Here is a 24,048-nt window from a genome sequence, read left to right as displayed (position 1 = left end):
GAGCGGTGGGGTGGGGGGTGTCATGCCGCGCAGAGGCGTGCTTGAGGGGGACGGGAAGGCAGGCTCGGGGCGAGGCGGAGTGGTCGTGCCGCCGAGCGTGGAGTAGCCCGGGGGCCTGCCGTCCAGGGGCGAGCCTGTCGAACCGCCCGGTGCCCTGTCGCTCAGCGCGCCGCCGGGCAGAACGGTGCCCGGCAGCGGGGAATCCGCCGTGTCCCGGCGCACCCGTGCCTCGCTGGGCCCTCTGTCGTCCGGCTGCAGTACCGCCAGGATCCGGGCGGCGACCTGCCGCTTGACCGGGAGCGGTGCGGCGCGCAGCGCGATGGCGCCCACGACCGCGGCCAGGGCCAGGCAGTACATCACCGTCACCCAGGTGGCGGCGGGACGGCCCGCGTACAGCCCGTGGATCAGGGCCGAGCACCAGGCCGGATAGGCCAGCATGTGGACCGCCCGCCAGCGGGCGGCCACCTGGACCGGCGACGCGAAGGCGCTCCGCAGGGCTCCCGTCAGCCCAGTGGTGACCATGAGCAGGGCTGCGAGGGAACCGAAGCCGATGAGGCCCTTCGTGCCCGTGAAGCCGAGTCCGAACGGGATCAGTGCGGCCAGCAGCGTGGTGTGGTCCAGTGCGAGCTTGACCGTGATGTGCAGCAGCAGAAGGGCCAGCGCGGCGACCGCGGTCGCGCGGTGGACGGCCTGGGCGAGCAGCCGCTGCCGGGAGTTGAGGAACAGCCTGTCCGTGGCGACCAGGCCCCAGATCACGGAGCTGGTGAGGGAGACGAGCGACAGGACGCCCGCGCCGAAGTTGAGGAAGTCGCGGAAACCATCACCTCCGACGAACACGAGCACGGGTATGAGCAGCAGCGTCATCGCCGCCACCCCGCCCCGGGCCGTGGGGCTCGGAAGCGGAAGAGAACGGATCTTGCGACGAGGGTTCATGGGCGGCGACTCCGAATGGTTCGGCAAAGCGTTCCCACAGCCGCATGCTAGGTGTCAGCAAACCGTTGGGTACGTGGTTTGAGTTATTGCGTTGTTACCAAAGGGCAACCCGGGATTTCTGCTGCCCCGATAGCAGTACGCGGGGTGAGCCCCGCCCCTTCAACGGTGTGAGCCACGCCACGCGCGCGTGGCCGACGGTTCCGCCCCCCGGCGGAAGCTCGTCGCGGGCCGCGCGAGGGCTGCGGTACCCTGACGCCATGCGTGCCGTACGCCTTCTGCTTAGCGGGCCGCGCTGATCAGTGCCGACGGATGAAAAGACCCGTCGGAATCGGCGCGGCGTCCCCTCCTGTGCGAGGGGCTTTTTCGTTTCCGAACCGGTTGCGCACGGCTTCCGGACCGCTGGCAGAGACGATCGATGGAGCTTTGAGGATCATGAGCGAGACGAATTCCTCCCCCGCCGCCGAAGGCGCGGGAGGGGCCACGGCCGAGGTGGCCGCGCCGCACCGCTACACGGCCGCCATGGCCGCCGAGATCGAGGCACGCTGGCAGGACTTCTGGGAGGCCGACGGGACGTACGAGGCCCCCAACCCGAAGGGCGACCTGGCGGGCGACCCGGCGCTGGCGGCCAAGCCCAAGAAGTTCATCATGGACATGTTCCCGTACCCCTCGGGTGCGGGACTGCACGTCGGCCACCCCCTGGGGTACATCGCCACGGACGTCTTCGCCCGCTTCCAGCGCATGACGGGCCACAACGTCCTGCACACCCTGGGCTTCGACGCCTTCGGCCTGCCCGCCGAGCAGTACGCCGTGCAGACGGGCACGCACCCGCGCGTGTCCACCGAGGCCAACATCGAGAACATGACGGCGCAGCTGCGCCGCCTGGGCCTGGGCCACGACAAGCGCCGGTCGTTCGCCACGATCGACCCGGACTACTACAAGTGGACCCAGTGGATCTTCCTGCAGATCTTCAACTCCTGGTACGACGATGAGGCGAAGAAGGCCCGTCCCATCAGCCAGCTGATCGCCCAGTTCGAGAGCGGCGAGCGCGCAATTCCGGGCACCACGCGCGCGTGGAACCAGCTGAGCGCCGCCGAGCGCGCGGACGTCCTGGGCGAGTACCGCCTGGCGTACGCCTCCGACGCGCCCGTCAACTGGTGCCCGGGCCTGGGCACCGTGCTGGCCAACGAGGAGGTCACCGCCGACGGGCGCTCCGAGCGCGGCAACTTCCCCGTCTTCAAGGCCAAGCTGCGCCAGTGGAACATGCGCATCACGGCCTACGCCGACCGGCTGCTGGACGACCTGGAGGCGCTGGACTGGCCCGAGGCCATCAAGCTGCAGCAGCGCAACTGGATCGGCCGGTCCGAGGGTGCGCGCGTCGACTTCCCGATCGACGGCGAGCGCATCACGGTCTTCACCACGCGCCCGGACACCCTGTTCGGCGCGACCTACATGGTGCTGGCGCCCGAGCACCCGCTGGTCGAGAAGTTCACCCCGGCCGCCTGGCCCGAGGGCACCCACGAGGTGTGGACCGGCGGCCACGCGACCCCGGCCGAAGCCGTCGCCGCCTACCGCGCGCAGGCCGCCTCCAAGTCCGACGTCGAGCGGCAGGCCGAGGCCAAGGACAAGACCGGCGTCTTCATCGGCGCGTACGCGACCAACCCGGTCAACGGCGAGCAGGTCCCCGTCTTCATCGCCGACTACGTCCTGATGGGCTACGGCACCGGCGCGATCATGGCCGTACCGGCGGGCGACCAGCGCGACTTCGAGTTCGCGCGCGCCTTCGAGCTGCCGATCCACTGCATCGTCGAGCCGACCGACGGCCGCGGCACCGACACGTCGACGTGGGAGGACGCCTTCGCGTCGTACGATGCGAAGATCATCAACTCCTCCAACGACGACATCTCGCTGGACGGCCTGGGCGTCGTCGAGGCCAAGGCGCGCATCACCGAGTGGCTGGAGCGCAAGGGCATCGGCCAGGGCACCGTCAACTTCCGGCTGCGCGACTGGCTGTTCAGCCGCCAGCGCTACTGGGGCGAGCCGTTCCCGATCGTCTATGACGAGGACGGCATCGCCCACGCGCTGCCCGAGTCGATGCTGCCCCTGGAGCTGCCGGAGGTCGAGGACTACTCGCCGCGCACCTTCGACCCGGACGACGCCGACACCCAGCCCGAGACCCCGCTGTCCCGCAACGAAGAGTGGGTCAACGTCACGCTGGACCTGGGCGACGGCCCGAAGAAGTACCGCCGCGAGACCAACACCATGCCCAACTGGGCCGGTTCCTGCTGGTACGAGCTGCGCTACCTGGACCCGCACAACAGCGAGAAGCTGGTCGACCCGGCGATCGAGCAGTACTGGATGGGCCCGCGCGAGGGCCAGCCGCACGGCGGCGTCGACCTGTACGTGGGCGGCGCCGAGCACGCCGTGCTGCACCTGCTGTACGCGCGCTTCTGGTCCAAGGTGCTGTACGACCTGGGGCACGTCTCGTCGGCCGAGCCGTTCCACAAGCTGTTCAACCAGGGCATGATCCAGGCCTACGTCTACCGGGACAGCCGTGGCATCGCGGTGCCGGCCGCCGAGGTGGAGGAGCGCGACGGCGCGTACTACTACCAGGGCGAGAAGGTCTCCCGGCTGCTGGGAAAGATGGGCAAGTCCCTGAAGAACGCGGTGACTCCGGATGAGATCGCCGCCGAGTACGGCGCGGACACGCTGCGCCTGTACGAGATGGCGATGGGTCCGCTGGACGTGTCGCGGCCGTGGGACACGCGCGCGGTGGTGGGCCAGTTCCGGCTGCTGCAGCGGCTGTGGCGCAACGTCGTCGACGAGACGACGGGCGAGGTCACCGTCGTCGACGTCGCCGAGTCCGACATCGACGAGGACACGCTGCGCGCCCTGCACAAGGCGATCGACGGCGTCCGCCAGGACCTGGAAGGCATGCGGTTCAACACCGCCATCGCCAAGGTCACCGAGCTGAACAACCACCTGACCAAGGCCGGCGGTGCCGTGCCGCGGTCCGTTGCCGAGCGCCTGGTGCTGCTGATCGCGCCGCTGGCCCCGCACATCGCCGAGGAGCTGTGGCGCAAGCTGGGCCACACGGACTCGGTGGTCCACCAGGACTTCCCCGTGGCCGACCCGGCGTACGTCGTGGACGAGACCGTGACCTGCGTCGTGCAGGTCAAGGGCAAGGTCAAGGCGCGCCTGGAGGTCTCTCCGTCGATCTCCGACGAGGAGCTGGAGAAGGTGGCGCTGGCTGACGAGAAGGTCGTGGCGGCGCTGGGCGGCGCAGGCATCCGCAAGGTGATCGTGCGGGCGCCGAAGCTGGTGAACATCGTTCCTGCGTAAACGGGGCCTGTGGCCGGGACGGGGCGGCACCGTCCCGGCCGACCCGGGGCGAGGTAGTCGGTCGGGGTAGTCCCCTACGGGCAGGTTGGGGGTTCCACAGGAACCCTCGGCCTGCCTCTTCCGTTTACCGTGGGAGAACCGGTACAGGTCCTGGGAGGAGCGTCATGGACGTCGTGATCGCAGTCGTGGCGCTGCTGTTCGTGCTCTTCGTCGTGGTGGCGGGGTACGCCACGGTGAAGGTCGTCGGCGCCGCTAAGCGCGGCGTGGACCGCACGATCACCCAGGCGCGCCGCACGGTGGAGGACACCACGCTGCGTGCGCGGACGCTCGCACAGCCGGGAGCCGTGGGCGAGCTGGCCCAGCTGCGCCTGCACCTGCGCACCTCGATGAGGGCCACCCAGGACGCGCTGCACGCGGCCGTGGCCGAGGACGCCTCGCTGAAGGAGTCCCTCGGCCTCTTCGAGCGCCTCAGCGTCCACGGACACGAGCTGGACGACGAGCTCAAGCGGCTGGAGAGCGAGCCGGACAGGGCCCGCCTCGCCGAGCAGCTGCCTGCGCTGCGGGAGCGTACGGAGCGGATCACCACGTCGGCGGACGCCCTGCGCTGGGCGGCGCGTGACCGTGCGCGCCGGTTCGCGGACGACGACCTCGAGTCGCTGAGTGCCCAGATCGACGTGGAGGCGGGCGCCCTGCGCCACTGGACGACGGAGCCGGAGCAGCCGCGGCATGCGGGGTCGTCGCCGGGTCCGGCGTCGCGTCCCGCCGCCTCGTGGCCGGAGGCCCCGGGTCCCGAAGGGGCCGCCGCCGAACAGACCTGGCAGGACTCCTCGGCAGCGGCAGGCCAGGAGCCGACGCGGCCCGCGATCACACCGCCGGGCCCGCGGGTCACGTACTCGTGGCAGAAGAAGGCCCGCCCCGAGAACACGACTTGACACGACTTGATGTGGGCGGCGGCTCTGGCGGCCGGCTGAAGACTCATGCGGTGGCTGTGCCGTTGGGTGAACGCGCGTGCCGTCGTGGCTGGTTCCGTGTGTTGCTGTGGCTCGTGGCGTGTGCGCCGTTGTGGCTGGCTCCGTGTGCGTCGTCGCGGTGATCGGGCAGAGGATTGGAGGCCGGTCCTGCAGCATGCCGGTGGGTGATCCCGCAGAAGGCCGGTGGGGCCGGGCTGCCGCCCGGGCGCCCCGGCAGGTAATCTCCAGCTCATGTCCCGCCATGTCGCCATCGTCACGGATTCCACGGCCTACCTGCCGAAGCCGACGATGGAGCGCCACGGCATCACGTCGGTACCCGTGACGGTGGTCCTGGGCGACCAGGCGCTCGACGAGGGCACCGAGATCTCGGCACGTTCGCTGGCCCAGGCGCTGCAGGAGCGGCGGCCCGTGACCACCTCCAGGCCCAGCCCGGAGGCGTTCGCCGAGACGTATCGCAAGGTCGCCGAAGCCGGCGCCACCGGGATCGTCTCGCTGCATCTGTCCTCAGAGCTGTCGGGAACGTACGACGCCGCCGTGCTCGCGGCGGGACAGGCGGCTGTGCCTGTACGCGTTGTGGACACCGGCATGGTGGCCATGGCCCTCGGTTTCTGCGCCCTCTCGGCGGCCGAGGCCGCGGAGGCCGGCGGTACGGTCGACGAGGCGGTCGCGGCCGCCGAGAAGCGGGCCAAGGGCACGTACGCGTACTTCTACGTCGACACTCTCGACTATCTGCGCCGCGGTGGCCGGATCGGGGCCGCGCAGGCCCTTCTCGGATCGGCTCTCGCGGTCAAGCCGCTGCTCAAGCTCGACGGTGGCCGCATCGAGCTCCTGGAAAAGGTGCGGACCGCCTCCAAGGCGATCGCCCGACTCGAGGAGGTCGTGGCCGAGCGCGCCGGAACGGGCCGCGTCGACATCGCCGTCCACCATCTCGCGGCGTCGGAACGGGCATCGGCACTCGCCGAGAGGCTGCGGGAGCGGGTGCCCGGGGTGGCCGACCTGCATGTGAGCGAGGTGGGTGCGGTGATCGGGGCCCATACGGGACCCGGATTGCTGGGGGTTGTCGTTTCGCCTCGGTGAGGGGGCGCGCGGTCGGGTGTGTGGACGCGGCCCTTGTGGGTGACGCAGTTATCCACAACTGCTGGGTAATCCACGGAATTCGAGCAAGATCAGCGGGTTGGTCTCGCGGGGCATAGCTTCGCGGCCATGGGACTTCGATCACCTTCCAGCCACAGGGTCACCGTCGTCACGAGTGGGCCGGGGCGCGGACCCGCCTCCGACCTCCGGGCACGGCGACGTCACAGCCGGCGCCACGGTTACTACAGCCAAGGCCACGGCCGCGGTTACGGCTACGGGCACGGGCGGGGGCGAGTCGGCCGCCGGCGCACTTCGGCCGAGGCGTTGCGCCTGCGGGCGGAGGCGCTGTTCGCGGAGGCGGAACAGGCGGGGCGGCGGGGGCGGGGGGATTCGGAGCATGGCCCGCCGCCCGGGGGGCCGGCCGGCGAAGGTTCTGTTGCTGCGTCTGCGTCTGCGTCTGCGTCTCCGTCTGCTTCTGCTTCTGCTGGTCTTGCGCCCGCTCGGGGGCTTGGTGCTGCGCCTGGTGGTGGGCCGGATGCCGCGCCTGCCGAAGGGCCTGGTGCTGCGACTGGCGGCGCGCCGGATGGTGCCGGTGCGGCCGAGGACACGGCCGACTCCACGGGGCATGCGGAACGCGCGGAGCCGTCGTGGCGAGGGCGGGCCGCGCTTGCCGTACGGGAACGGCTTCCGCTGTGGCTGCAGTTGAGATGCGGTCTCGAGCGGCGCAGCGTGACAGCGCTCGCCGTGGTCCTCGTTGCCGCAGCGGTCTTCGCGGTGCAGCACTTCTGGACCGGGCGGACCCAGCCGGTGCGCGCGCCTGACGTGGTGCGCGCGGAGGCCCCGGCTGCCGGGGAGGAAGCAGCGCCGGACGCCTCGGCCGGGGTGGGTGCGGGGGCAGCGAGAGGAGCCCTCCCGGACGGGGGCGGCGCAGCGATCGTCGTCGACGTCAGCGGGAGGGTACGCGACCCCGGAATCCACGAGCTGCCCGCGGGCTCCAGGGTTGCGGATGCGCTGCGCGCGGCGGGCGGTGTCCGCCCGGGCACGGATATCGGAGGACTCAACCGGGCGCGCCTCCTCGTGGACGGCGAGCAGGTGGTCGTCGGCGGGCCCCCGGGAGCCATGACAGGAGGGCCTGTAGCGCCGGGTGCGGCAGGGGCCGGCTCCGGCGCGGCCCCCGCCGGTCCCGTCAGCCTCAACACGGCCACGGCGGAACAGCTGGACACGCTGCCGGGCGTCGGTCCTGTGCTGGCACAGCACATCATCGCCTACCGCACCCAACACGGCGGTTTCCGCTCGGTCGACGAGCTCCGTGAGGTCAACGGCATCGGAGACCGACGCTTCGCCGACCTGCAGAATCTCGTACGGCCATGAGCCGGCGGCCAGTTCACACACGCGGCAGGCGAGGACCTGCGTCCTCGAACCATGCGCCGGAATCCGTCTCCTTGGTGGACACGGGGACCCCGCGGGCATCCCTCCCCTCGGTGGACACGGGGACCCCGTCGGCATCCGTCCCCACGGCGGGCACGGCACCCCCGCAGGCTCCTCGCCAGGCTGTGCACGCGGCGTCCGGGAACCGGCTCGGTGTGGCACACCCGCGGCAGGAAGGGCCTCCCGACCTCCGTCTCGTGCCGCCCGCGCTGGCGGCGTGGGCGGCGGCGGCCGTGGCGCTGGGGGCGCCTCCGGGCTGGGCAACACTTGCGGTGGCGTTCTCCGTTGTGGCAGCCGGGATGCTGTTGCTGCCAGAAGTGGTCGCGAGAGCGAGGAGGCAGGCGCATTCCGCTGGGCCCCGGCGAGCGTGGGGACGCCTCTCGGTGGCCGCGGTCCTTCTCTGCACGGCCGCATCCACCGCCTCGGCCGCTCTCCACGGGGCCGATGTACGCCGCGGTCCCGTCCCCGCCCTGGCGGCGCGATACGCCGAGGTGACGGCGGAGCTGGAGGTGAGCTCGGACCCGCGTCTCACCAGACCGCGCATCAAGGGGCATCACCTGGCACCGACCAGTGTGGTCATCGACGCCCAGGTGCTCCGCGTCGTGACGCCGGACGGCACGGCGACGTCGACCCGCACACCGGTCCTCCTGATCGCCGACGCGATCCCGCCCACCCCATCGGATTCCGGGAGGTCTCACACCACTGGTCCGCCCACGGCGCGGAACCCTGGCAGCTCGCCCTGGCTCGCGTTGCTTCCCTCGACACATCTGCGTGTGCAGGCACGGCTCGCGCCGCCGCTCGCCGACAGCGGACGGATCGCGGCAGTGCTGCGCGTGAGCCGCGGCGAAAGCCCTCATGTCGTGGGAGCACCGTCCGGGCTACAGCGGTTCGCCGGAGAGTTGCGCGGCGGGCTTCGCGAGGCCACGGACGGGCTGCCGCCGGACGCGCGGGCGCTGCTGCCGGGGCTCGTCGTGGGAGACACCTCCCGTGTACCGGCCGACCTGGACGATGCCTTCAAGGCGACGGATCTCACGCATCTGCTTGCTGTCAGCGGGGCCAATTTCACGATCCTGCTCGCCCTGCTCATCGGACCGCCGGGAAGGGCCCACAGGGCGGAGCGGGGCGGTCTCGCTCCGCGCCTCGGTATTCCCCTGCGGGCTACCGCGCTGCTCGGCGGCGCCCTCGCCCTGGGCTTCGTCATCGTGTGCAGGCCGGAGCCGAGCGTCTTGCGGGCGGCGGCCTGCGGAGGCATCGCGCTACTCGCCATCGGCACCGGGCGGCGCCGCTCCCTGATCCCCGCGCTGGCCGCGGCGGTGCTGCTGCTCGTCCTCTACGACCCGTGGCTGTCCCGCAGTTACGGCTTCCTGCTCTCCGTACTGGCCACCGGTGCCCTGCTCACGGTCGCCCCGCGGTGGAGTGCCGCACTCAGGAGGCGCGGTGTGCCGCCGCGTCTGGCCGAAGCTCTCGCCGCGGCGGCTGCCGCCCAAGCGGTGTGTGCCCCGGTCGTGGCGGTCCTGGCCGCGCGGGTGAGTCTGGTGGCGGTGCCCTGCAATCTGCTGGCGGAGTTCGCGGTGGCCCCGGCCACCGTGCTGGGCTTCGCCGCGCTGGCGGCGGCACCTGTGGCGATGCCCCTCGCCAAGGCGCTGGCTTGGTGCGCGAGTTGGCCCGCCGACTGGATCGCGAAGATCGCCCGTACCGGTGCGGCACTGCCCGGGAACGGCGTGGACTGGCCGGGCGGCTGGAGCGGCGGGTTGTTGCTCGCCATCGCCACGGCTGTGGTCGTGCTGGTGGGCCGGCGGATGGTGAGGCACCCCTGGTGGATCGCGGCCTGCGCCCTGCTGCTCCTGGTCGTGGTGGTGCAACCGCCGTCGCTGAAGCGGGTGATCACGGGATGGCCGCCACCCGGCTGGCGGCTGGTGCTGTGCGACGTGGGCCAGGGGGACGCCGCCGTGCTCTCTGCAGGACACGGCAGCGGGGTGGTCGTGGACGCCGGGCCGGATCCGGTGCTGGCCGACCGTTGTCTGCGTTCGCTCGGTATCACTCGCATTCCGCTCGTCCTGCTGACGCACTTCCATGCCGACCATGTGGCGGGGCTGCCCGGGGTGTTGCGCGGGCGTTCGGTCGGGGCGATCGAGACGACCGGGTTTCAGGAGCCGCCCGATCAAGCCGAGTTCGTTCGCCGACAGGCGGCCGTCCGGAACATTCCGGTGAGCCGGGCTGCGGCGGGGGAGCGGCGGCGCACAGGCTCCCTCGAGTGGCAGGTGCTGTGGCCTCCACCGCGCCCGGCGCCAGAGCCGGAGGGCCCGAACGACGCCAGCGTCACGCTGCTCGTACGAACCGCAGGACTGACCATGCTGCTTCTCGGCGACCTCGAACCACCCGCGCAGCGGGCACTGCTGCGGACCCCTTCGGGCGCACGGCTGCCGCGTGTGGATGTGCTGAAGGTGGCCCATCACGGTTCGGCGTACCAGGATCCCGTGCTCATGCGTCGCGCCGCTCCCCGTCTGGCCCTGATCTCATGTGGCGAGGACAACCCGTACGGGCACCCTTCGCCCGGCACCGTCGCGGCTTTGCAGAGCGGGGGCGCCACGGTGCTCCGTACGGACAGGGACGGGGCGTTGGCCGTCATGGGGGCGGCCGCCGGGGGACTGATGTGGGCGGCCGCCGAGGCAGGGCCGACGACCGGTCGTGAGGCTCGGGCGCCGCCGGGGCGTGGTGGGGTGCTACCCGCAGAAACCACATCCCACCTGAAGAATCAGTAACTGCACCGACCAATTCGGGATTACTCGTGCCAGCTCACATTACTTCCGCTGCATTCCCGTAATGTGAGCGTGTGTTGCCTCGAATGCCGCATCAGTGGTCGAATGCATCCTCGATACGAGTGAGGCAAGTGGCACAGGGGGATGTTGCGCATGTTCGGCCGTCGGCGGGGCAGTCAATCGAATCGGGTTCTGCGCTCGGGTCCTTTCTCCGCGGTGCAGGTGCCGCCTTCGGCCGGTGTGGTCAGCTGTCGGGTGCTCGACCCGGTGAACGAGCCGGTGCGGAACGCCGAGTTCGCCATCAGCGACGAGATGGGCCGCACGGTGGTCAGCGGAAGCACCGACCCCTTCGGCTCCTTCGTCGCGACCGTGCCGGCCGGTGACTACCGCCTGGCGGTCTCCGCGGAGGGCTTCACTCCGTACCACGCGAACGCCTCGGTCGGTGAGAGCGCGCACGCCTCGCTCGGCGATGTCACGCTGCAGGTCGCCCAGCTGCCGGTGCTGCCGCAGCCCGGGGACTGGGAGATCGAGCCGACGCACTCCTCCATCGGCTTCACCGCGCGGCATATCGGGCTGGCCCGTATCCACGGCCGGTTCAACACGTTCGCGGGGGTCATACGCATAGCCGAGCGCATCGAGCACTCCGCGATGCATGTGGTCATCGATGCTTCCTCCATCGACACCAATGTCAAGATGCGCGACGACCATCTGCGGTCCGCCGACTTCCTAGACGTGGACCGGTTTCCGGTGCTCGAGTTCTACAGCGACCGGTTCGTGCACAGGGGCGGCAGCCGGTGGGCGATCACCGGTGCGCTCTCGTTGCACGGCGTGACGCGCACGATCACGCTCGACACCGAGTATCTCGGTGTCGGCACCGGCATGGAGGGCGAGACGCGGGCCGCCTGCCGCGCCACCACCGAACTGCACCGCGACGACTTCACGATCAGCTGGCAGACGATGCTCGCGCGTGGCATAGCGGTGGTCGGACCCAGCATCAAGATTGACTTGGACGTGCAGGCGGTCCCCAAGGCGTGACGTGCAGGCGGTCCCCAAGGCGTGACGTGCAGGCGGTCCGCAAGGTGTGGGGCCCGAGGGACCGAGGCCTCGGTGGTACCGGAAAATGTGCACGTGAGCGATGTGAGACATGTGCTGGTGCTGCCCGACCGCGATGCCGCGGAGGAGGCCGCCGAGGCGCTCGGCGAACGGTTCGGGGTCGAGGAGGAGCCGAAGCTCGTCAGGGACGCCCTGGCCGGCGAGGACGACGCCGAGGACGCGCAGTGGCTCTTGGTCGTGGAGGACCCCGAGGACCGGCTCGACCCCGTGGCGCTGGACGCGTTCGCGGGCGAGTGGGACGGGTGGCGCGAGGAGCCGTGACCACGCGGCCGCGGCCGCGAGACCGCGTTTTGCGAACGGTGATCTCCCGGTCCTGCGGCCCGCGGGCAAGGTGGCCGGAGGGCCCGGTGGCCTGCTGCTGTTCTTCGCCGGGCGACGCCTGCCGGTGGATGCCGGGGGCGTTGTCAGTGGGCCGTGGGATGCTTGGGCGCGATGGCAAGGAAGACTGAAACCGCCGGTCAGGCAGATCCGCTCGCGCCCGTCACGCTTGCCGTGGGGCAGGAGGAGCTGCTGCTCGACCGTGCCGTGCAGCAGGTCGTGGCCGCGGCCCGTGCCGCCGACGCCGACACGGACGTGCGTGACCTCACCCCGGACCAGCTGGAGCCCGGCACGCTCGCCGAGTTGACGAGCCCCTCGCTCTTCGCCGAGCGCAAGGTCGTGGTCGTGCGCAATGCGCAGGATCTGTCGGCCGACACGGTCAAGGACGTGAAGGCGTATGTGGCTGCTCCGGTCGAGGAGATCACGTTGGTGCTGCTGCATGCGGGCGGTGCCAAGGGGAAGGCGCTGCTGGATGCCGCGCGCAAGGCGGGTGCGCGGGAGGTCGCCTGCCCCAAGATGACCAAGCCGGCGGACCGGCTCTCGTTCGTGCGGAGCGAGTTCCGGACCCTGGGGCGCTCGGCGACGCCCGAGGCGTGCCAGGCGCTCGTCGACGCGATAGGCAGCGATCTGCGGGAGCTCGCCTCCGCCGTGTCACAGCTCGTCGCAGATGTAGAGGGCACGATCGACGAAGCCGTCGTGGGCCGCTACTACACGGGACGCGCAGAGGCGTCCAGCTTCACGGTGGCCGACCGGGCGGTGGAGGGTCGGGCGGCCGAGGCGCTCGAGGCGCTGCGCTGGTCGCTGGCGACCGGGGTCGCCCCCGTGATGATCACCAGTGCGCTGGCGCAGGGCGTGCGGGCCATCGGAAAGCTGTCGGCCGCCCGTGGCGGCCGCCCCGCGGATCTCGCGCGAGAGCTGGGCATGCCGCCGTGGAAGATCGATCGGGTGCGGCAGCAGATGCGGGGGTGGACGCCGGAAGGGGTTGCGGTGGCCCTTCGGGCGGTGGCGGAGGCGGACGCCGGCGTCAAGGGCGGCGGTGACGATCCCGAGTACGCCCTCGAAAAGGCGGTCGTCACGATCGCTCGGGCCGCGCGGGCCCGGCGGGGGTAGGGGCGTCCCCGTTCGGCCCGCTCGCGGCCGCCGACCGGTGGCCGGTTCCGCCGTTGCGCGCCGGTTCCGCCCACGCCGAAGGCCCCTGCCGCCGCCCGGGGGAAGGGCGGAGGCAGGGGCCTTCGGGTCAAGCTGCTGGGTTCGTACCCGCGTGGCGAACGCAGGCCGCGTACGAACCCGGGGGTGCCGGTCGGGAGCGGATGAGAGAGGGCCCGCTCTGGGTCCTTCCGGCGGTCAAGTCAGGGGATGGGTCGCGAGGACCCAGCCGACTCAGCCCTTGAGGGAAGCGACCTTGGAAGCCAGCGCCGACTTCTTGTTGGCGGCCTGGTTCTTGTGGATGACGCCCTTCGAGACGGCCTTGTCGAGCTGGCGCGCGGCAGCGCGCTGGTACTCGGTGGCCTTCTCGACGTCACCCGCGGCAGCGGCCTCGCGAGCCTTGCGGATCGCGGTCTTCAGAGAGGACTTGACGGCCTTGTTGCGCAGCCGGGCCTTCTCGTTGGTCTTGATCCGCTTGATCTGGGACTTGATGTTCGCCACGAATGAGCCTTTTCAGGTTCAGGCACGGGCCCGTGCAGGTCCCGTACCGGTGATTTCATTCCTAATCTTTCTTTGTGTCTCGCGCTGAGAGGGCATGAGACACAGCTGCCCAGGCTACCAGCGGACCGGGGACCGGCCCAAACCCGTCGCACCCCCCGGCCCGTGGGACCATGGAACCTGCGTATTGATCCGACTTGATCCGACCCGAGGCGACAGGCGCCTCAAGAGACAGGACCCTGCGTGCCCGCGATCACTGACCATGTGCCCGAGCCGAGCCGTACCGCCCCGGCTCTGATCCGCAATTTCTGCATCATCGCGCACATCGACCACGGCAAGTCCACGCTCGCCGACCGGATGCTCCAGCTGACCGGTGTGGTCGAGCAGCGGCAGATGCGCGCTCAGTACCTCGACCGTATGGATATCGAGCGCGAGCGCGGCATCACGATCAAGTCCCAGGCGGTACGGCTGCCCTGGGCGCCCACCACGGGTGACGGCCAGGGCCGGACGCACATCCTCAACATGATCGACACCCCGGGGCACGTCGACTTCACGTATGAGGTGTCCCGGTCCCTCGCGGCCTGTGAGGGCACGATCCTGCTGGTTGACGCGGCCCAGGGCATCGAGGCGCAGACCCTCGCCAACCTGTATCTGGCGATGGAGAACGACCTCACGATCATCCCTGTGCTCAACAAGATCGACCTGCCGGCCGCGCAGCCGGAGAAGTTCTCCGAGGAGCTCGCCAATCTGGTCGGCTGCGAGCCCGAGGACGTGCTGAAGGTCTCCGCCAAGACCGGCCTGGGCGTGGAGGCCCTGCTGGACAAGGTCGTCGCCGAGATCCCGGCCCCGGTCGGTGTCGCCGACGCCCCCGCCCGCGCGATGATCTTCGACTCGGTCTACGACTCCTACCGCGGCGTCGTGACCTACGTACGAGTCGTCGACGGCCAGCTCAACAAGCGTGAGCGGATCCGGATGATGTCCACGGGCGCGACCCACGAGCTCCTCGAGATCGGGACGAACTCGCCCGAGATGCTGCCCGCCGACGGCCTCGGCGTCGGCGAGGTGGGCTATTTGATCACCGGTGTGAAGGACGTCCGCCAGTCCAAGGTGGGTGACACGATCACCCAGCAGTCCAAGGGGGCGACCGAGGCGCTGGGCGGTTACAAGGACCCCAAGCCCATGGTGTTCTCCGGCCTGTATCCGCTGGACGGCTCGGACTACCCCGAGCTGCGTGACGCCCTCGACAAGCTGCAGCTCAACGACGCGGCGCTGGTGTACGAGCCCGAGACCTCGGCAGCGCTCGGCTTCGGCTTCCGCGTCGGCTTCCTGGGTCTGCTCCACCTGGACGTGATCCGTGAGCGCCTGGAGCGGGAGTTCGGGCTCGACCTGATCGCCACCGCGCCCAACGTGGTGTACCGCGTCGTCATGGAGGACGGCAGCGAGCACACCGTCACCAACCCGAGCGAGTTTCCCGAGGGGAAGATCGCCGAGGTGTACGAGCCGGTCGTACGGGCCACGATCCTCGCGCCGTCCGAGTTCATCGGCTCGATCATGGAGCTCTGCCAGAACCGGCGCGGCGTCATGCTCGGCATGGACTACCTCTCCGAGGACCGCGTCGAGATCCGCTACACCCTGCCGCTCGCCGAGATCGTCTTCGACTTCTTCGATCAGCTGAAGTCCAAGACCCGCGGCTACGCGTCCCTCGACTACGAGCCCACCGGCGAGCAGACGTCCAGCCTGGTCAAGGTCGACATCCTGCTGCACGGCGACAAGGTGGACGCCTTCTCGGCGATCACCCACAAGGACCAGGCGTACGCATACGGCGTACGGCTGGTCGCCAAGCTCAAGGAGCTCATTCCGCGGCAGGCGTTCGAGGTGCCGGTCCAGGCCGCGATCGGCTCCCGGGTCATCGCCCGCGAGACCATCCGCGCCATCCGCAAGGACGTTCTCGCCAAGTGCTACGGCGGTGACATTTCCCGTAAGCGGAAGCTGCTGGAGAAGCAGAAGGAAGGCAAGAAGCGGATGAAGATGGTCGGCTCCGTCGAGGTCCCGCAGGAGGCCTTCATCGCGGTGCTGTCCAGCGACGACAGCGGCCAGTCCAAGAGCAAGAAGTAGCCCTCGGGCAGGCACGGGCCTTCCGGGCGAAGGCAGGCGGGCGATGGGCCCGGCGCGCCACCACGGCGCGCCGGGCCCATCCGTATATGTGCCGTATGTGCCCTGTGGCGTCCGTGTACGGGCGGGCTGCCGCAGCTTCCGTGGCGGTGGGACGCGCCCCGAGTCCCGGCAGCGCGCCCCGTCTCTGTAGGAAGTGACAGGCCGTGGCCTCTTACGTGCGCGGCCTCTCCGCTCTACTCTGATCACTGCTCGATGGTTACTCGTGAGTTAAACAACACCAGCCGCACTAGTCAGTCGCACGCACTGTGAGTCAGTGGAGACGCACTGCCGCGGGCCCGGAGGATGTCGTGAGCGACACACAGACCCTGATCGAGAACCGACCGCCGTCCGTGGCGACTCTCTTCTTGGAGCGCGTGGCGGCCACACCCGATGCCGAGGCCTACCGCTATCCCGTGCCGCCGGCCTCCGGTGAGGGGCCGGACGACTGGAAGTCGCTGAGCTGGGCCGAGGCGGCCGACCGGGTCTACGCCATCGCGGCCGGGCTCATCGAGCTGGGCGTGCAGCCCGAGGAGCGGGTGGCCCTCTCCTCAGCAACCCGGGTCGAGTGGATCCTTGCCGACCTCGGCATCCTCTGCGCGGGCGCAGCGACGACGACCGTCTATCCGCAGACGAACGCCGAGGAGTCCGCGTTCATCCTGTCGGACTCGGACAGCCGGGTGCTGATCGCCGAGGACGCGGCGCAGCTCGCCAAGGCGCGCGAGAAGCGCACTGAGCTGCCGGACCTCGCGCACGTCGTGGTGATCGACCCGAAGGGTGTCGAGCCCTCCGACGACGACCCCGAGGGCTGGGTCCTCACGCTCGCCGAGCTGGAGGTGCGCGGTGCCGCGTACCTCGAGAAGAACCCGGACCTGATCAAGAAGAAGGTCTCGGCGATCACCGCCGACCAGCTGGCGACCCTGATCTACACCTCGGGCACCACCGGCCGTCCCAAGGGCGTGCGGCTGCCGCAGGACAACTGGTCGTACATGGCGAAGGCCATCGCCGCGACCGGTCTGGTCACGGCCGACGACGTGCAGTACCTGTGGCTGCCGCTCGCCCACGTCTTCGGCAAGGTGCTGACCAGCGGCCAGATCGAGGTCGGGCACGTCACCGCGGTCGACGGCCGGGTCGACAAGATCATCGAGAATCTGCCGGTCGTGCAGCCGACGTACATGGCCGCGGTGCCGCGCATCTTCGAGAAGGTCTACAACGGCGTCGCCGCCAAGGCCCGTGCGGGCGGCCCGGCCAAGTACAAGATCTTCCAGTGGGCGGCCGAGGTCGCCCGCGAGTACGCCAAGGTCACCCAGGACAACTTCCGCCGTACCGGTAGCACGTCGGCGCCCTTCGGCCTCGCCGCCAAGCACAAGATCGCCGACGCGCTCGTCTACGCCAAGCTGCGGGAGGCCTTCGGCGGCCGGCTGCGCGCCTGCGTCTCCGGCTCGGCCGCGCTCGCGCCCGACATCGGGTACTTCTTCTCGGGCGCCGGCGTCCACATCCTGGAGGGCTACGGCCTGACGGAGTCGTCCGCCGCGTCCTTCGTCAATCCCGGCGAGGCGTATCGCACCGGCACCGTCGGCAAGCCGCTGCCCGGCTGCGAGGTGCGCATCGCGGACGACGGCGAGATCCTGCTGCGCGGCCCGGGCATCATGGAGGGCTACCACGGGCTGCCCGAGAAGACCGCCGAGGTCCTTGAGCCGGACGGCTGGTTCCACACCGGCGACATCGGTGAGCTCTCCGCCGACGGCTATCTGCGGATCACGGACCGCAAGAAGGACCTGATCAAGACGTCTGGCGGCAAGTACATCGCGCCGGCCGAGGTCGAGGGCCAGTTCAAGGCCGTCTGCCCGTATGTCTCCAACATCCTGGTGCACGGCGCCGACCGGAACTTCTGCACCGCCCTGATCGCGCTCGACGAGCCCGCGATCCTCGGCTGGGCCAAGGAGAACGGCCTGGGCGGCAAGTCGTACGCCGAGGTGGTCGCCGCGCCGGAGACGGTCGAGCTCATCGACGGCTACGTCAAGCGGCTGAATGAGGGCCTGCAGCGTTGGCAGACCATCAAGAAGTTCAGGCTGCTGCCGCGGGATCTGGATGTCGAGCACGGGGAGCTGACGCCCAGCCTGAAGCTGAAGCGGCCGGTCGTCGAGCGGGAGTACAAGGGGCTCATCGACGAGATGTATGCGGGGACCCGCGAGGGGTGACCGTGTGACGGGCGGGCCCGGGGCGCCTGAGGGGTGCCCCGGGCCCGATTGCGTTGTCGCCCGGCCGAGAGCGATCGCCTTGGCTTCAGCTCCGGCAGATCCAGCGGCTCCCGGAGCTCCGGCAGCTCACCGGTTCCCTTGACTGTGACTGCGATGCCGCGCATCTATGCGGTCAGCCGGGCGAGCCGGGCGGCCATGATGTTGACATTTTCGATCACATCACGCCAACTTCCGGACAGAGCTTGCGCTTTCGCGTGGCCGCCCAGCCGCCCCTCGGCGCCGATCTCGCGCGCGCCCCGGGGCACCGCTCCCGTGATGAGTGACAGCTGATCCACGTCCTGTTGACCGTGCTTGTTGACCGTGCGGCCCAGTCGGAAACGGGGGCGCGCACACGGGAGTCGCCAGCGCGCAAGAGCCGTCATGGCTGCGTGCACAGGGCGTGGATCCGATGGCGGAATCTGTCCTGTTTCGAGCACGCGCATAGCACTCTTCTCATCCACGACCGGCCACTTCGGTAACTCGGTGCTTATGGGCGCGGTCGGTCTGTCACCCTGTCCGAGTCGCCTGAGGCCTACTCCCCGAACTGCTCAGGAGCCGCACCGTGGGGCCCATCCCGAGGCAACGGAAGACCGCATTCCGTGCCGCCGCGTCACCGGCGTTACCGGCGCACCCGCCCGGAACGGCGCCGGTCGCGCGTACGTCGCTGCCCGGCAACCCGCTCGCACCGGCCGCCGCACGCCGCTTCGTGCGGGCGGTGCTGGCGGAGTGGGCGGGGGCGGCAGGGCCGGCGGATCGCGGGTCCGCCGAGGCTCTCGCTGCGGGCGGCGCTGACGCGGATGTCGGCGCGGATGTCGGCGCGGCCGATGCCCTGATCGCGGATGGGTGCGCGTCCGTTGCGGCCGATGGCGTGATCGCGGATGAGTGTGCCTCCGTCGTGGCCGATGGCGTGGCCGCGGATGAGTGCGCCTCCGTCGCCGCCCATGCCGTGGCCGGGGATCAGTGCGCCCCGCATGCCCTTCTGGCGGCGCCCGTCGTCGAACGTCTCGTCGACGACGCGATGGTCCTCGTCAGCGAGCTCGTCACCAACGCCGTCGTGCACGCGGGCACCGACGTGGAGCTGCTGTGCCGGCTCGAGCCCGTCGAGGCGGGCGCGTACGCCCTGGACGAGCACGCCTACCAGCCCGATGGATACGTCCCGTATTTCGCGGAGGCAGCGGAGACCACGGAGACTGCGCAGTCTGGCGAGTACGCCCCGGCGAGCGTCGAGGCCGGCGGTTCCCTCGTCATCGAGGTCTCCGACCACCACCCTGCGCGGGCGGTACGCGGTGACGGGCTCGCCGTGGCGCAGGGGACGCCCGAGTTCGGGCGCGGCCTGCATCTGGTCTCCGCCCTGTCCACGTCCTGGGGAGTCACCTACCGGCCGGGCACCAAGACCGTCTGGGCCCGGCTGCCGATCGCCGGCCTGCCCGCCGTGCTCGAGAGCGAGGCGTACGCAGGCGAGAGCGCCCCGCAGCGCGGGTTCAGCGCGGCCGGTCCTCCCTTCGCACCGCCCGGGCGCGGCTCCGGGGATCAGGACTGGGTCAACCACGGCGCGCTGTCCTTCCTCGCCGAGGCCTCCGATCTGCTGGCCGGGCAGCTCGACGAGGACCTGGTCGCGGCCCTCGCCGGACAGCTCCTGGTACCGCGGCTCGCAGACTGGTGCGCCGTGTGGCTGAACGACGAGGACGGCCGGGCGGGCTGGGGCACGGACGCCGCAACGGGCGGCCGGCGCGCGACCGAACGGCACGGCGGCGCCGGGGCCGGGGCGGGGACGGGAGCGTCCGGCTGGCCTCGGCTCGCCCGCGTCTGGCACGTCAACGAGAACCGCATCGAGGAGCTCCGCCGCATCCTGGAGAAGGAACCGCCGATGCTCCCCGACACGCTGCGCTCCGGAGCCGTCCCGGTGCCCTGGCCTGGAGCGGAGGCGCCGCACGGACCATCGGGTGGTGCATCGCATGGCGCAGCGGACGGTGCATCGGGCCACACGCCGGACCACACGTCGGACGTGAGGTCGCCGGACGACAGGCCGCCGGACGACATGTCACTGGACGGCAGGTCGTCGGACGACACGTCCGAGGCACCCGGTGCGGCCCTCGCGTACCAGCTGATCGCAGGCGGCCGGCCGCTCGGCACTCTCGTCATCGGCAGGTCGGGTCTGACCCGCTTCCCCGACGAGATCACTGGCCTCGTCGAGGACTTCTGCCGCCGCGTCGCGCTCGCCATCGGCGCGGCCCGGCAGTACGCCCGCCAGGCCACCATCAGCCGTGTCCTGCAGCGCGGCCTGCTGCCCACGGCCGTCGCGCAGATCCCCGGCGTCGAGTCCGCCCTCGTCTACGAACCGCGTGACAAGGGCGGCCCGGGCGGCGACTTCTACGACGTGTTCCCCGCCGGACACGGACGTTGGTGCTTCGCCCTCGGAGACGTCCAGGGCAAGGGGCCCGAGGCTGCCGTCGTCATCGGGCTCGCCCGGCCCTGGCTGCGGCTGCTGGCGCGCGAGGGCTACCAGGTCGCCGAGGTCCTCGACCGCCTCAACCAGATGCTGCTCGACGACGCCACGGAGGCTGCGGACGCGGCCGCGCGCGCCATCGCCGCCGTGGGCGGGCCCGACGTACCGCCCGAGGGCTCCATGCCCCGCTTCCTCTCCCTCCTCTACGGCGAGCTGGTTCCCACCGGCGACGGCGTGCACTGCACTCTCGCCTCCGCCGGGCACCCACTGCCGCTGCTGCTGCGCCCCGACGGCGACGTACGGGCCGCGGCTGCGCCGCAGGTGCTGCTCGGGGTCGTCGAGGACGTGACGTACCACAGCGAGAGCCTCGAGCTGCGCGCCGGCGACACGCTGCTGTGCGTCACCGACGGGGTGACGGAGCGCCGCTCCGGGCGGCGCCAGTTCGACGACGGCGACGGTCTCGCTGTCGCGCTCGCCGACTGCGCGGGGCTGAGCGCACCGCTCGTGGCCGAGCGGATACGGCGGCTGGTCCACGAGTTCGCGGACGGGCCGCCGGAGGACGATCTGGCGCTGCTGGTGCTCCAGGCCCAGTGAGCTGCCCTTCCGGCCGCGGCGACTCGGCGCGGTCCGGCGGATTCCTCCGGTACGGGACAATGGAACGCATGCCTTCCGCACTCCCCGACGGCGAGCCCGTGCCCGAGGACGGCGCGCTGCCCGCGCACGCCCTGGCCGGCGCCGCCGACCGCCCCCTCGGGTTCTACCTGCACGTCCCGTACTGCGCCACCCGCTGCGGCTACTGCGACTTCAACACGTACACCGCCACCGAGCTGCGCGGCACCGGCGGCGTGCTCGCGTCCCGCGACAACTACGCGGCGACCCTGACCGACGAGATCCGCCTCGCCCGCAAGGTGCTCGGCGACGATCCACGGCAGGTGCGGACGGTCTTCGTCGGGGGCGGTACGCCGACCCTGCTGGTCGCGGACGATCTCGTACGCATGCTTGCGGCCATCCGGGACGAGTTCGGGCTGGCGGACGACGCGGAGATCACCACGGAGGCGAACCCGGAGTCCGTCGACCCGGCGTATCTGGCGGCCCTGCGCGAGGGCGGCTTCAACCGGATCTCCTTCGGCATGCAGAGCGCCCGGCAGCACGTCCTGAAGATCCTGGACCGCACGCACACCCCTGGACGTCCCGAGGCCTGCGTCGCCGAGGCGCGCGCGGCAGGCTTCGACCACGTCAACCTCGACCTGATCTACGGCACGCCGGGCGAGTCGGACGACGACTGGCGCGCCTCCCTCGACGCGGCCATCGGCGCCGGTCCGGACCACGTTTCGGCGTACGCGCTGATCGTCGAGGAGGGCACCCAGCTCGCCCGCCGCATCCGCCGCGGCGAGATCCCGATGACCGACGACGACGTCCACGCGGACCGCTATCTGATCGCGGAGGAGGCGCTGTCCGGGGCGGGCTTCGAGTGGTACGAGGTGTCCAACTGGGCCACCTCCGAGGCCGGGCGGTGCCTGCACAACGAGCTGTACTGGCGGGGTGCCGACTGGTGGGGGGCCGGACCCGGGGCGCACAGCCATGTGGGCGGGGTGCGGTGGTGGAACGTCAAGCATCCCGGGGCGTATGCGGCGGCGCTGGCGGGAGGGCGGTCGCCCGGGGCCGGACGCGAGGTCCTCTCCGAGGAGGATCGGCGTGTGGAGCGGGTTCTGCTGGAGCTGCGGTTGCGGGAGGGGTGCCCGTTGTCCCTCCTGCGCCCGGATGGCCTCGCCGCGGCCCGGCGGGCGCTGTCCGAGGGGCTTCTGGAGGCCGGTCCGTACGAGGACGGGCGTGCCGTTCTCACGTTGCGGGGGCGGTTGCTGGCGGATGCGGTGGTCAGGGACCTGGTCGACTGAGGGTCTCCAGGCCCGGTGCCAAGTGTCCGGCTTCGCGCCCGCGGCGGATGGGTTCTTCGCCCCCGCCGCCCCTACCCTTCCCGTCCCTGGGGGCTCCGCCCCCAGACCCCCGTATCGGCCTGAACGGCCTCGTCCTCAAACGCCGGACGGGCTGGTGGTGACGAAGTCGATCAGCTCTTCCACTCTGCCCAGGAGTGCCGGCTCCAGGTCCTTGTACGACTGCACCCGGGACAGGATGTGCTGCCATGCCGCGCCCGTGTTGTCCGGCCAGCCCAGGGCGCGGCACACTCCCGTCTTCCAGTCCTGACCCCGCGGCACCGTCGGCCATGCGCGGATGCCGAGCGCCGACGGCTTCACCGCCTCCCAGATGTCGATGAACGGGTGGCCGACCACGAGCGCGTACTCGCTCGTGACCGACTCGGCGATGCGGGACTCCTTCGAGCCGGGGACCAGGTGGTCCACCAGGACGCCCAGGCGGGCGTCGGGGCCAGGGCAGAAGTCCGCGACGATCGACGGGAGGTCGTCGACGCCCTCCAGGTACTCGACGACGACGCCCTCGATGCGCAGGTCGTCGCCCCACACCTTCTCGACCAGTTCGGCGTCGTGGCGACCCTCGACGTAGATCCGTCCGGCGCGGGCGACACGCGCGCGTGCGCCCGGGACGGCCACAGAGCCGGATGCGGTACGGGTCGGTCGTCCCGGAGCCGATGACGGCCGGACCAGCGTCACCACTCGGCCCTCCAGCAGGAACCCGCGCGGCTCCAGCGGGAACACCCGGTGCTTGCCGAAGCGGTCCTCCAGCGTGACCGTGCCCGCCTCGCAGCGGATCACCGCACCGCAGAAGCCTGTGCCGGGCTCCTCGACGACCAGGCCTGGTTCGGCCGGGACCTCCGGTACCGGCTTGGGCTTCTTCCAAGGTGGGGTCAGATCTGGTGAGTACTGGCGCATTCGGATGACGATAGGGAGAAGGCTTGGGCCGTGACTATGACACGCCGAAGCGGGCCGCCAGCTGATCGCGTTGCGCCCGGACAAACGCCGCATTCACCGCGGCACCGTGCCCCGGTACGTACACCGCGTCCTCGCCGCCCAGACTCAGCAGCCGGTCCAGGGCTGAGGGCCAGCGGGACGGCACCGCGTCCGGGCCCGCCTGCGGTTCGCCCGACTCCTCGACGAGGTCTCCGCAGAAGACGATCTCGGGCGTCGTGGCGGTGGCGGGCACCAGGACCGCCATGTCGTGTCCGGTGTGGCCAGGGCCCACATTCGCGAGCAGAACCTGGTGGCCGCCGCCTAGGTCGAGGGTCCACTCGCCGCTGACCCGGTGACGCGGAGCGACGAGGAGTTCCGCGGCCTCCGCCGCGTCCGCCGGGTCGAGCCCGTGCCGTACCGCGTCGGCCAGCAGGTCCTTGCGGCCCGCCGCGAACACCCAGTCGATCCCCACCGGGCCGTACACCTCGACCCCCGCGAACGCCGCCGCGCCGAGCACATGGTCGAAATGAGGATGTGTCAGTGCGAGATGCGTCACGCGCCGGCCGGGGCCGAGCAGCGCCTGCGCCTCCTGGCGCAACTCAGCGCCCTGCCGCAGGCTCGACCCCGCGTCGACCATGAGCGCCGCCCCCTCGCCCACGACCAGGCCCACCGTGCAGTCCCACACCGGCAGCCGGCGGCGGCCCACGCGGGGCGACAGCCCTTCCCAGCCCCGTGATCCCCACGCCACGTCCATCATGTTCCCCGCGCCAC

General features: G+C 71.0%; 16 protein-coding genes and 2 pseudogenes. 12 read left to right on the top strand and 6 right to left on the bottom strand.

The window, feature by feature from the left end:
• Positions 1 to 864 (bottom strand): annotated as a pseudogene (locus STSP_RS35280) (cytochrome b/b6 domain-containing protein); the annotation flags it as partial.
• Positions 865 to 1,365: 501 nt separating this feature from the next.
• Here STSP_RS35280 and leuS point away from each other — a divergent pair.
• The 8 genes from leuS to holA all read left to right on the top strand — a co-directional run bounded on the left by leuS (position 1,366) and on the right by holA (position 13,045).
• Positions 1,366 to 4,272 (top strand): leucine--tRNA ligase, encoded by a 2,907-nt coding sequence (leuS, locus tag STSP_RS35275; protein ID WP_067285193.1) that lies wholly within the window; start codon positions 1,366 to 1,368, stop codon positions 4,270 to 4,272.
• 164 nt (positions 4,273 to 4,436) lie between these two features.
• The gene (locus tag STSP_RS35270) at positions 4,437 to 5,204 is read left to right on the top strand and encodes a hypothetical protein (RefSeq protein WP_067285190.1); all 768 of its coding nucleotides are present in this window, start codon (positions 4,437 to 4,439) and stop codon (positions 5,202 to 5,204) included.
• Between the two features lie 270 nt (positions 5,205 to 5,474).
• A complete protein-coding gene (locus STSP_RS35265) occupies positions 5,475 to 6,320 on the top strand; it encodes a DegV family protein (protein ID WP_067285188.1) in 846 nt (281 codons plus the stop codon).
• A 726-nt stretch (positions 6,321 to 7,046) separates the two neighbouring features.
• Positions 7,047 to 7,688 carry a ComEA family DNA-binding protein gene (locus tag STSP_RS41400; RefSeq protein WP_408646401.1) on the top strand — a complete coding sequence of 214 codons (642 nt, stop codon included), beginning with the start codon at positions 7,047 to 7,049 and terminating at the stop codon, positions 7,686 to 7,688.
• Positions 7,689 to 7,870: 182 nt separating this feature from the next.
• Positions 7,871 to 10,507, top strand: a complete 2,637-nt coding sequence (locus STSP_RS35255) for a ComEC/Rec2 family competence protein (RefSeq protein ID WP_232789923.1) — start codon at positions 7,871 to 7,873, stop codon at positions 10,505 to 10,507.
• 150 nt (positions 10,508 to 10,657) lie between these two features.
• Positions 10,658 to 11,539 carry a YceI family protein gene (locus STSP_RS35250; RefSeq protein WP_078067763.1) on the top strand — a complete coding sequence of 294 codons (882 nt, stop codon included), beginning with the start codon at positions 10,658 to 10,660 and terminating at the stop codon, positions 11,537 to 11,539.
• A 93-nt stretch (positions 11,540 to 11,632) separates the two neighbouring features.
• Complete coding sequence (locus STSP_RS35245) at positions 11,633 to 11,878, top strand: hypothetical protein (protein ID WP_078067762.1); 246 nt, start codon at positions 11,633 to 11,635, stop codon at positions 11,876 to 11,878.
• A gap of 171 nt (positions 11,879 to 12,049) precedes the next feature.
• Positions 12,050 to 13,045, top strand: coding sequence for a DNA polymerase III subunit delta (gene holA, locus STSP_RS35240; RefSeq protein ID WP_067285183.1), 996 nt, complete (start codon positions 12,050 to 12,052; stop codon positions 13,043 to 13,045).
• A 270-nt stretch (positions 13,046 to 13,315) separates the two neighbouring features.
• Here the strand turns inward: holA and rpsT are convergent, their stop codons facing one another.
• Positions 13,316 to 13,582: a 30S ribosomal protein S20 gene (gene rpsT, locus STSP_RS35235; RefSeq protein WP_015660447.1), complete on the bottom strand. Its 267-nt coding sequence runs from the start codon at positions 13,580 to 13,582 to the stop codon at positions 13,316 to 13,318.
• A 240-nt stretch (positions 13,583 to 13,822) separates the two neighbouring features.
• Between rpsT and lepA the strand changes: the two genes are divergently transcribed.
• Both lepA and STSP_RS35225 read left to right on the top strand, forming a co-directional pair.
• Positions 13,823 to 15,694 (top strand): translation elongation factor 4, encoded by a 1,872-nt coding sequence (lepA, locus tag STSP_RS35230; RefSeq protein WP_067285181.1) that lies wholly within the window; start codon positions 13,823 to 13,825, stop codon positions 15,692 to 15,694.
• A 347-nt stretch (positions 15,695 to 16,041) separates the two neighbouring features.
• Positions 16,042 to 17,931, top strand: a complete 1,890-nt coding sequence (locus STSP_RS35225; protein WP_067285180.1) for an AMP-dependent synthetase/ligase — start codon at positions 16,042 to 16,044, stop codon at positions 17,929 to 17,931.
• Positions 17,932 to 18,098: 167 nt separating this feature from the next.
• Here STSP_RS35225 and STSP_RS37980 read toward each other — a convergent pair.
• A pseudogene (locus STSP_RS37980) lies at positions 18,099 to 18,305 on the bottom strand (hypothetical protein); the annotation flags it as partial.
• Positions 18,306 to 18,589: 284 nt separating this feature from the next.
• Entirely contained in the window at positions 18,590 to 19,030 is a 441-nt protein-coding gene (locus STSP_RS40665; protein WP_067285178.1) for a hypothetical protein, read from the bottom strand.
• On the opposite strand from STSP_RS40665, the gene STSP_RS37975 reads away from it, so the two are divergent.
• Together STSP_RS37975 and hemW are read left to right on the top strand one after the other, a co-directional pair.
• On the top strand, positions 18,989 to 21,010 hold the full coding sequence (locus STSP_RS37975) for an ATP-binding SpoIIE family protein phosphatase (protein WP_232789918.1): 2,022 nt from the start codon (positions 18,989 to 18,991) through the stop codon (positions 21,008 to 21,010). The two genes, STSP_RS40665 and STSP_RS37975, sit on opposite strands and share 42 nt — an antisense overlap.
• Positions 21,011 to 21,078: 68 nt before the next feature.
• On the top strand, positions 21,079 to 22,311 hold the full coding sequence (hemW, locus tag STSP_RS35210; protein WP_067285176.1) for a radical SAM family heme chaperone HemW: 1,233 nt from the start codon (positions 21,079 to 21,081) through the stop codon (positions 22,309 to 22,311).
• 135 nt (positions 22,312 to 22,446) lie between these two features.
• Here the strand turns inward: hemW and STSP_RS35205 are convergent, their stop codons facing one another.
• Positions 22,447 to 23,259, bottom strand: coding sequence for a DUF3097 domain-containing protein (locus STSP_RS35205; protein ID WP_067285175.1), 813 nt, complete (start codon positions 23,257 to 23,259; stop codon positions 22,447 to 22,449).
• A gap of 34 nt (positions 23,260 to 23,293) precedes the next feature.
• Positions 23,294 to 24,031 (bottom strand): MBL fold metallo-hydrolase, encoded by a 738-nt coding sequence (locus STSP_RS35200; protein WP_067285173.1) that lies wholly within the window; start codon positions 24,029 to 24,031, stop codon positions 23,294 to 23,296.
• Positions 24,032 to 24,048: the final 17 nt, after the last annotated feature.

The organism is Streptomyces jeddahensis (assembly GCF_001642995.1).
In the GTDB taxonomy this organism is placed as follows: Bacteria; Actinomycetota; Actinomycetes; order Streptomycetales; family Streptomycetaceae; genus Streptomyces; species Streptomyces jeddahensis.
Note: the sequence above shows the minus strand (reverse complement) of the source record. Positions and strands in the feature narration are given on the sequence as shown.

Excerpts from the sequence above, each read along its gene's own strand:
- leuS (WP_067285193.1), top strand. The coding sequence starts at position 1,366 with ATGAGCGAGACGAATTCCTCCCCCGCCGCCGAAGGCGCGGGAGGGGCC.
- STSP_RS35270 (WP_067285190.1), top strand. The coding sequence starts at position 4,437 with ATGGACGTCGTGATCGCAGTCGTGGCGCTGCTGTTCGTGCTCTTCGTC.
- STSP_RS35265 (WP_067285188.1), top strand. The coding sequence starts at position 5,475 with ATGTCCCGCCATGTCGCCATCGTCACGGATTCCACGGCCTACCTGCCG.
- STSP_RS35250 (WP_078067763.1), top strand. The coding sequence starts at position 10,658 with ATGTTCGGCCGTCGGCGGGGCAGTCAATCGAATCGGGTTCTGCGCTCG.
- holA (WP_067285183.1), top strand. The coding sequence starts at position 12,050 with ATGGCAAGGAAGACTGAAACCGCCGGTCAGGCAGATCCGCTCGCGCCC.
- STSP_RS37975 (WP_232789918.1), top strand. The coding sequence starts at position 18,989 with ATGGTCCTCGTCAGCGAGCTCGTCACCAACGCCGTCGTGCACGCGGGC.
- hemW (WP_067285176.1), top strand. The coding sequence starts at position 21,079 with ATGCCTTCCGCACTCCCCGACGGCGAGCCCGTGCCCGAGGACGGCGCG.
- STSP_RS35205 (WP_067285175.1), bottom strand. The coding sequence starts at position 23,259 with ATGCGCCAGTACTCACCAGATCTGACCCCACCTTGGAAGAAGCCCAAG.
- STSP_RS35200 (WP_067285173.1), bottom strand. The coding sequence starts at position 24,031 with ATGGACGTGGCGTGGGGATCACGGGGCTGGGAAGGGCTGTCGCCCCGC.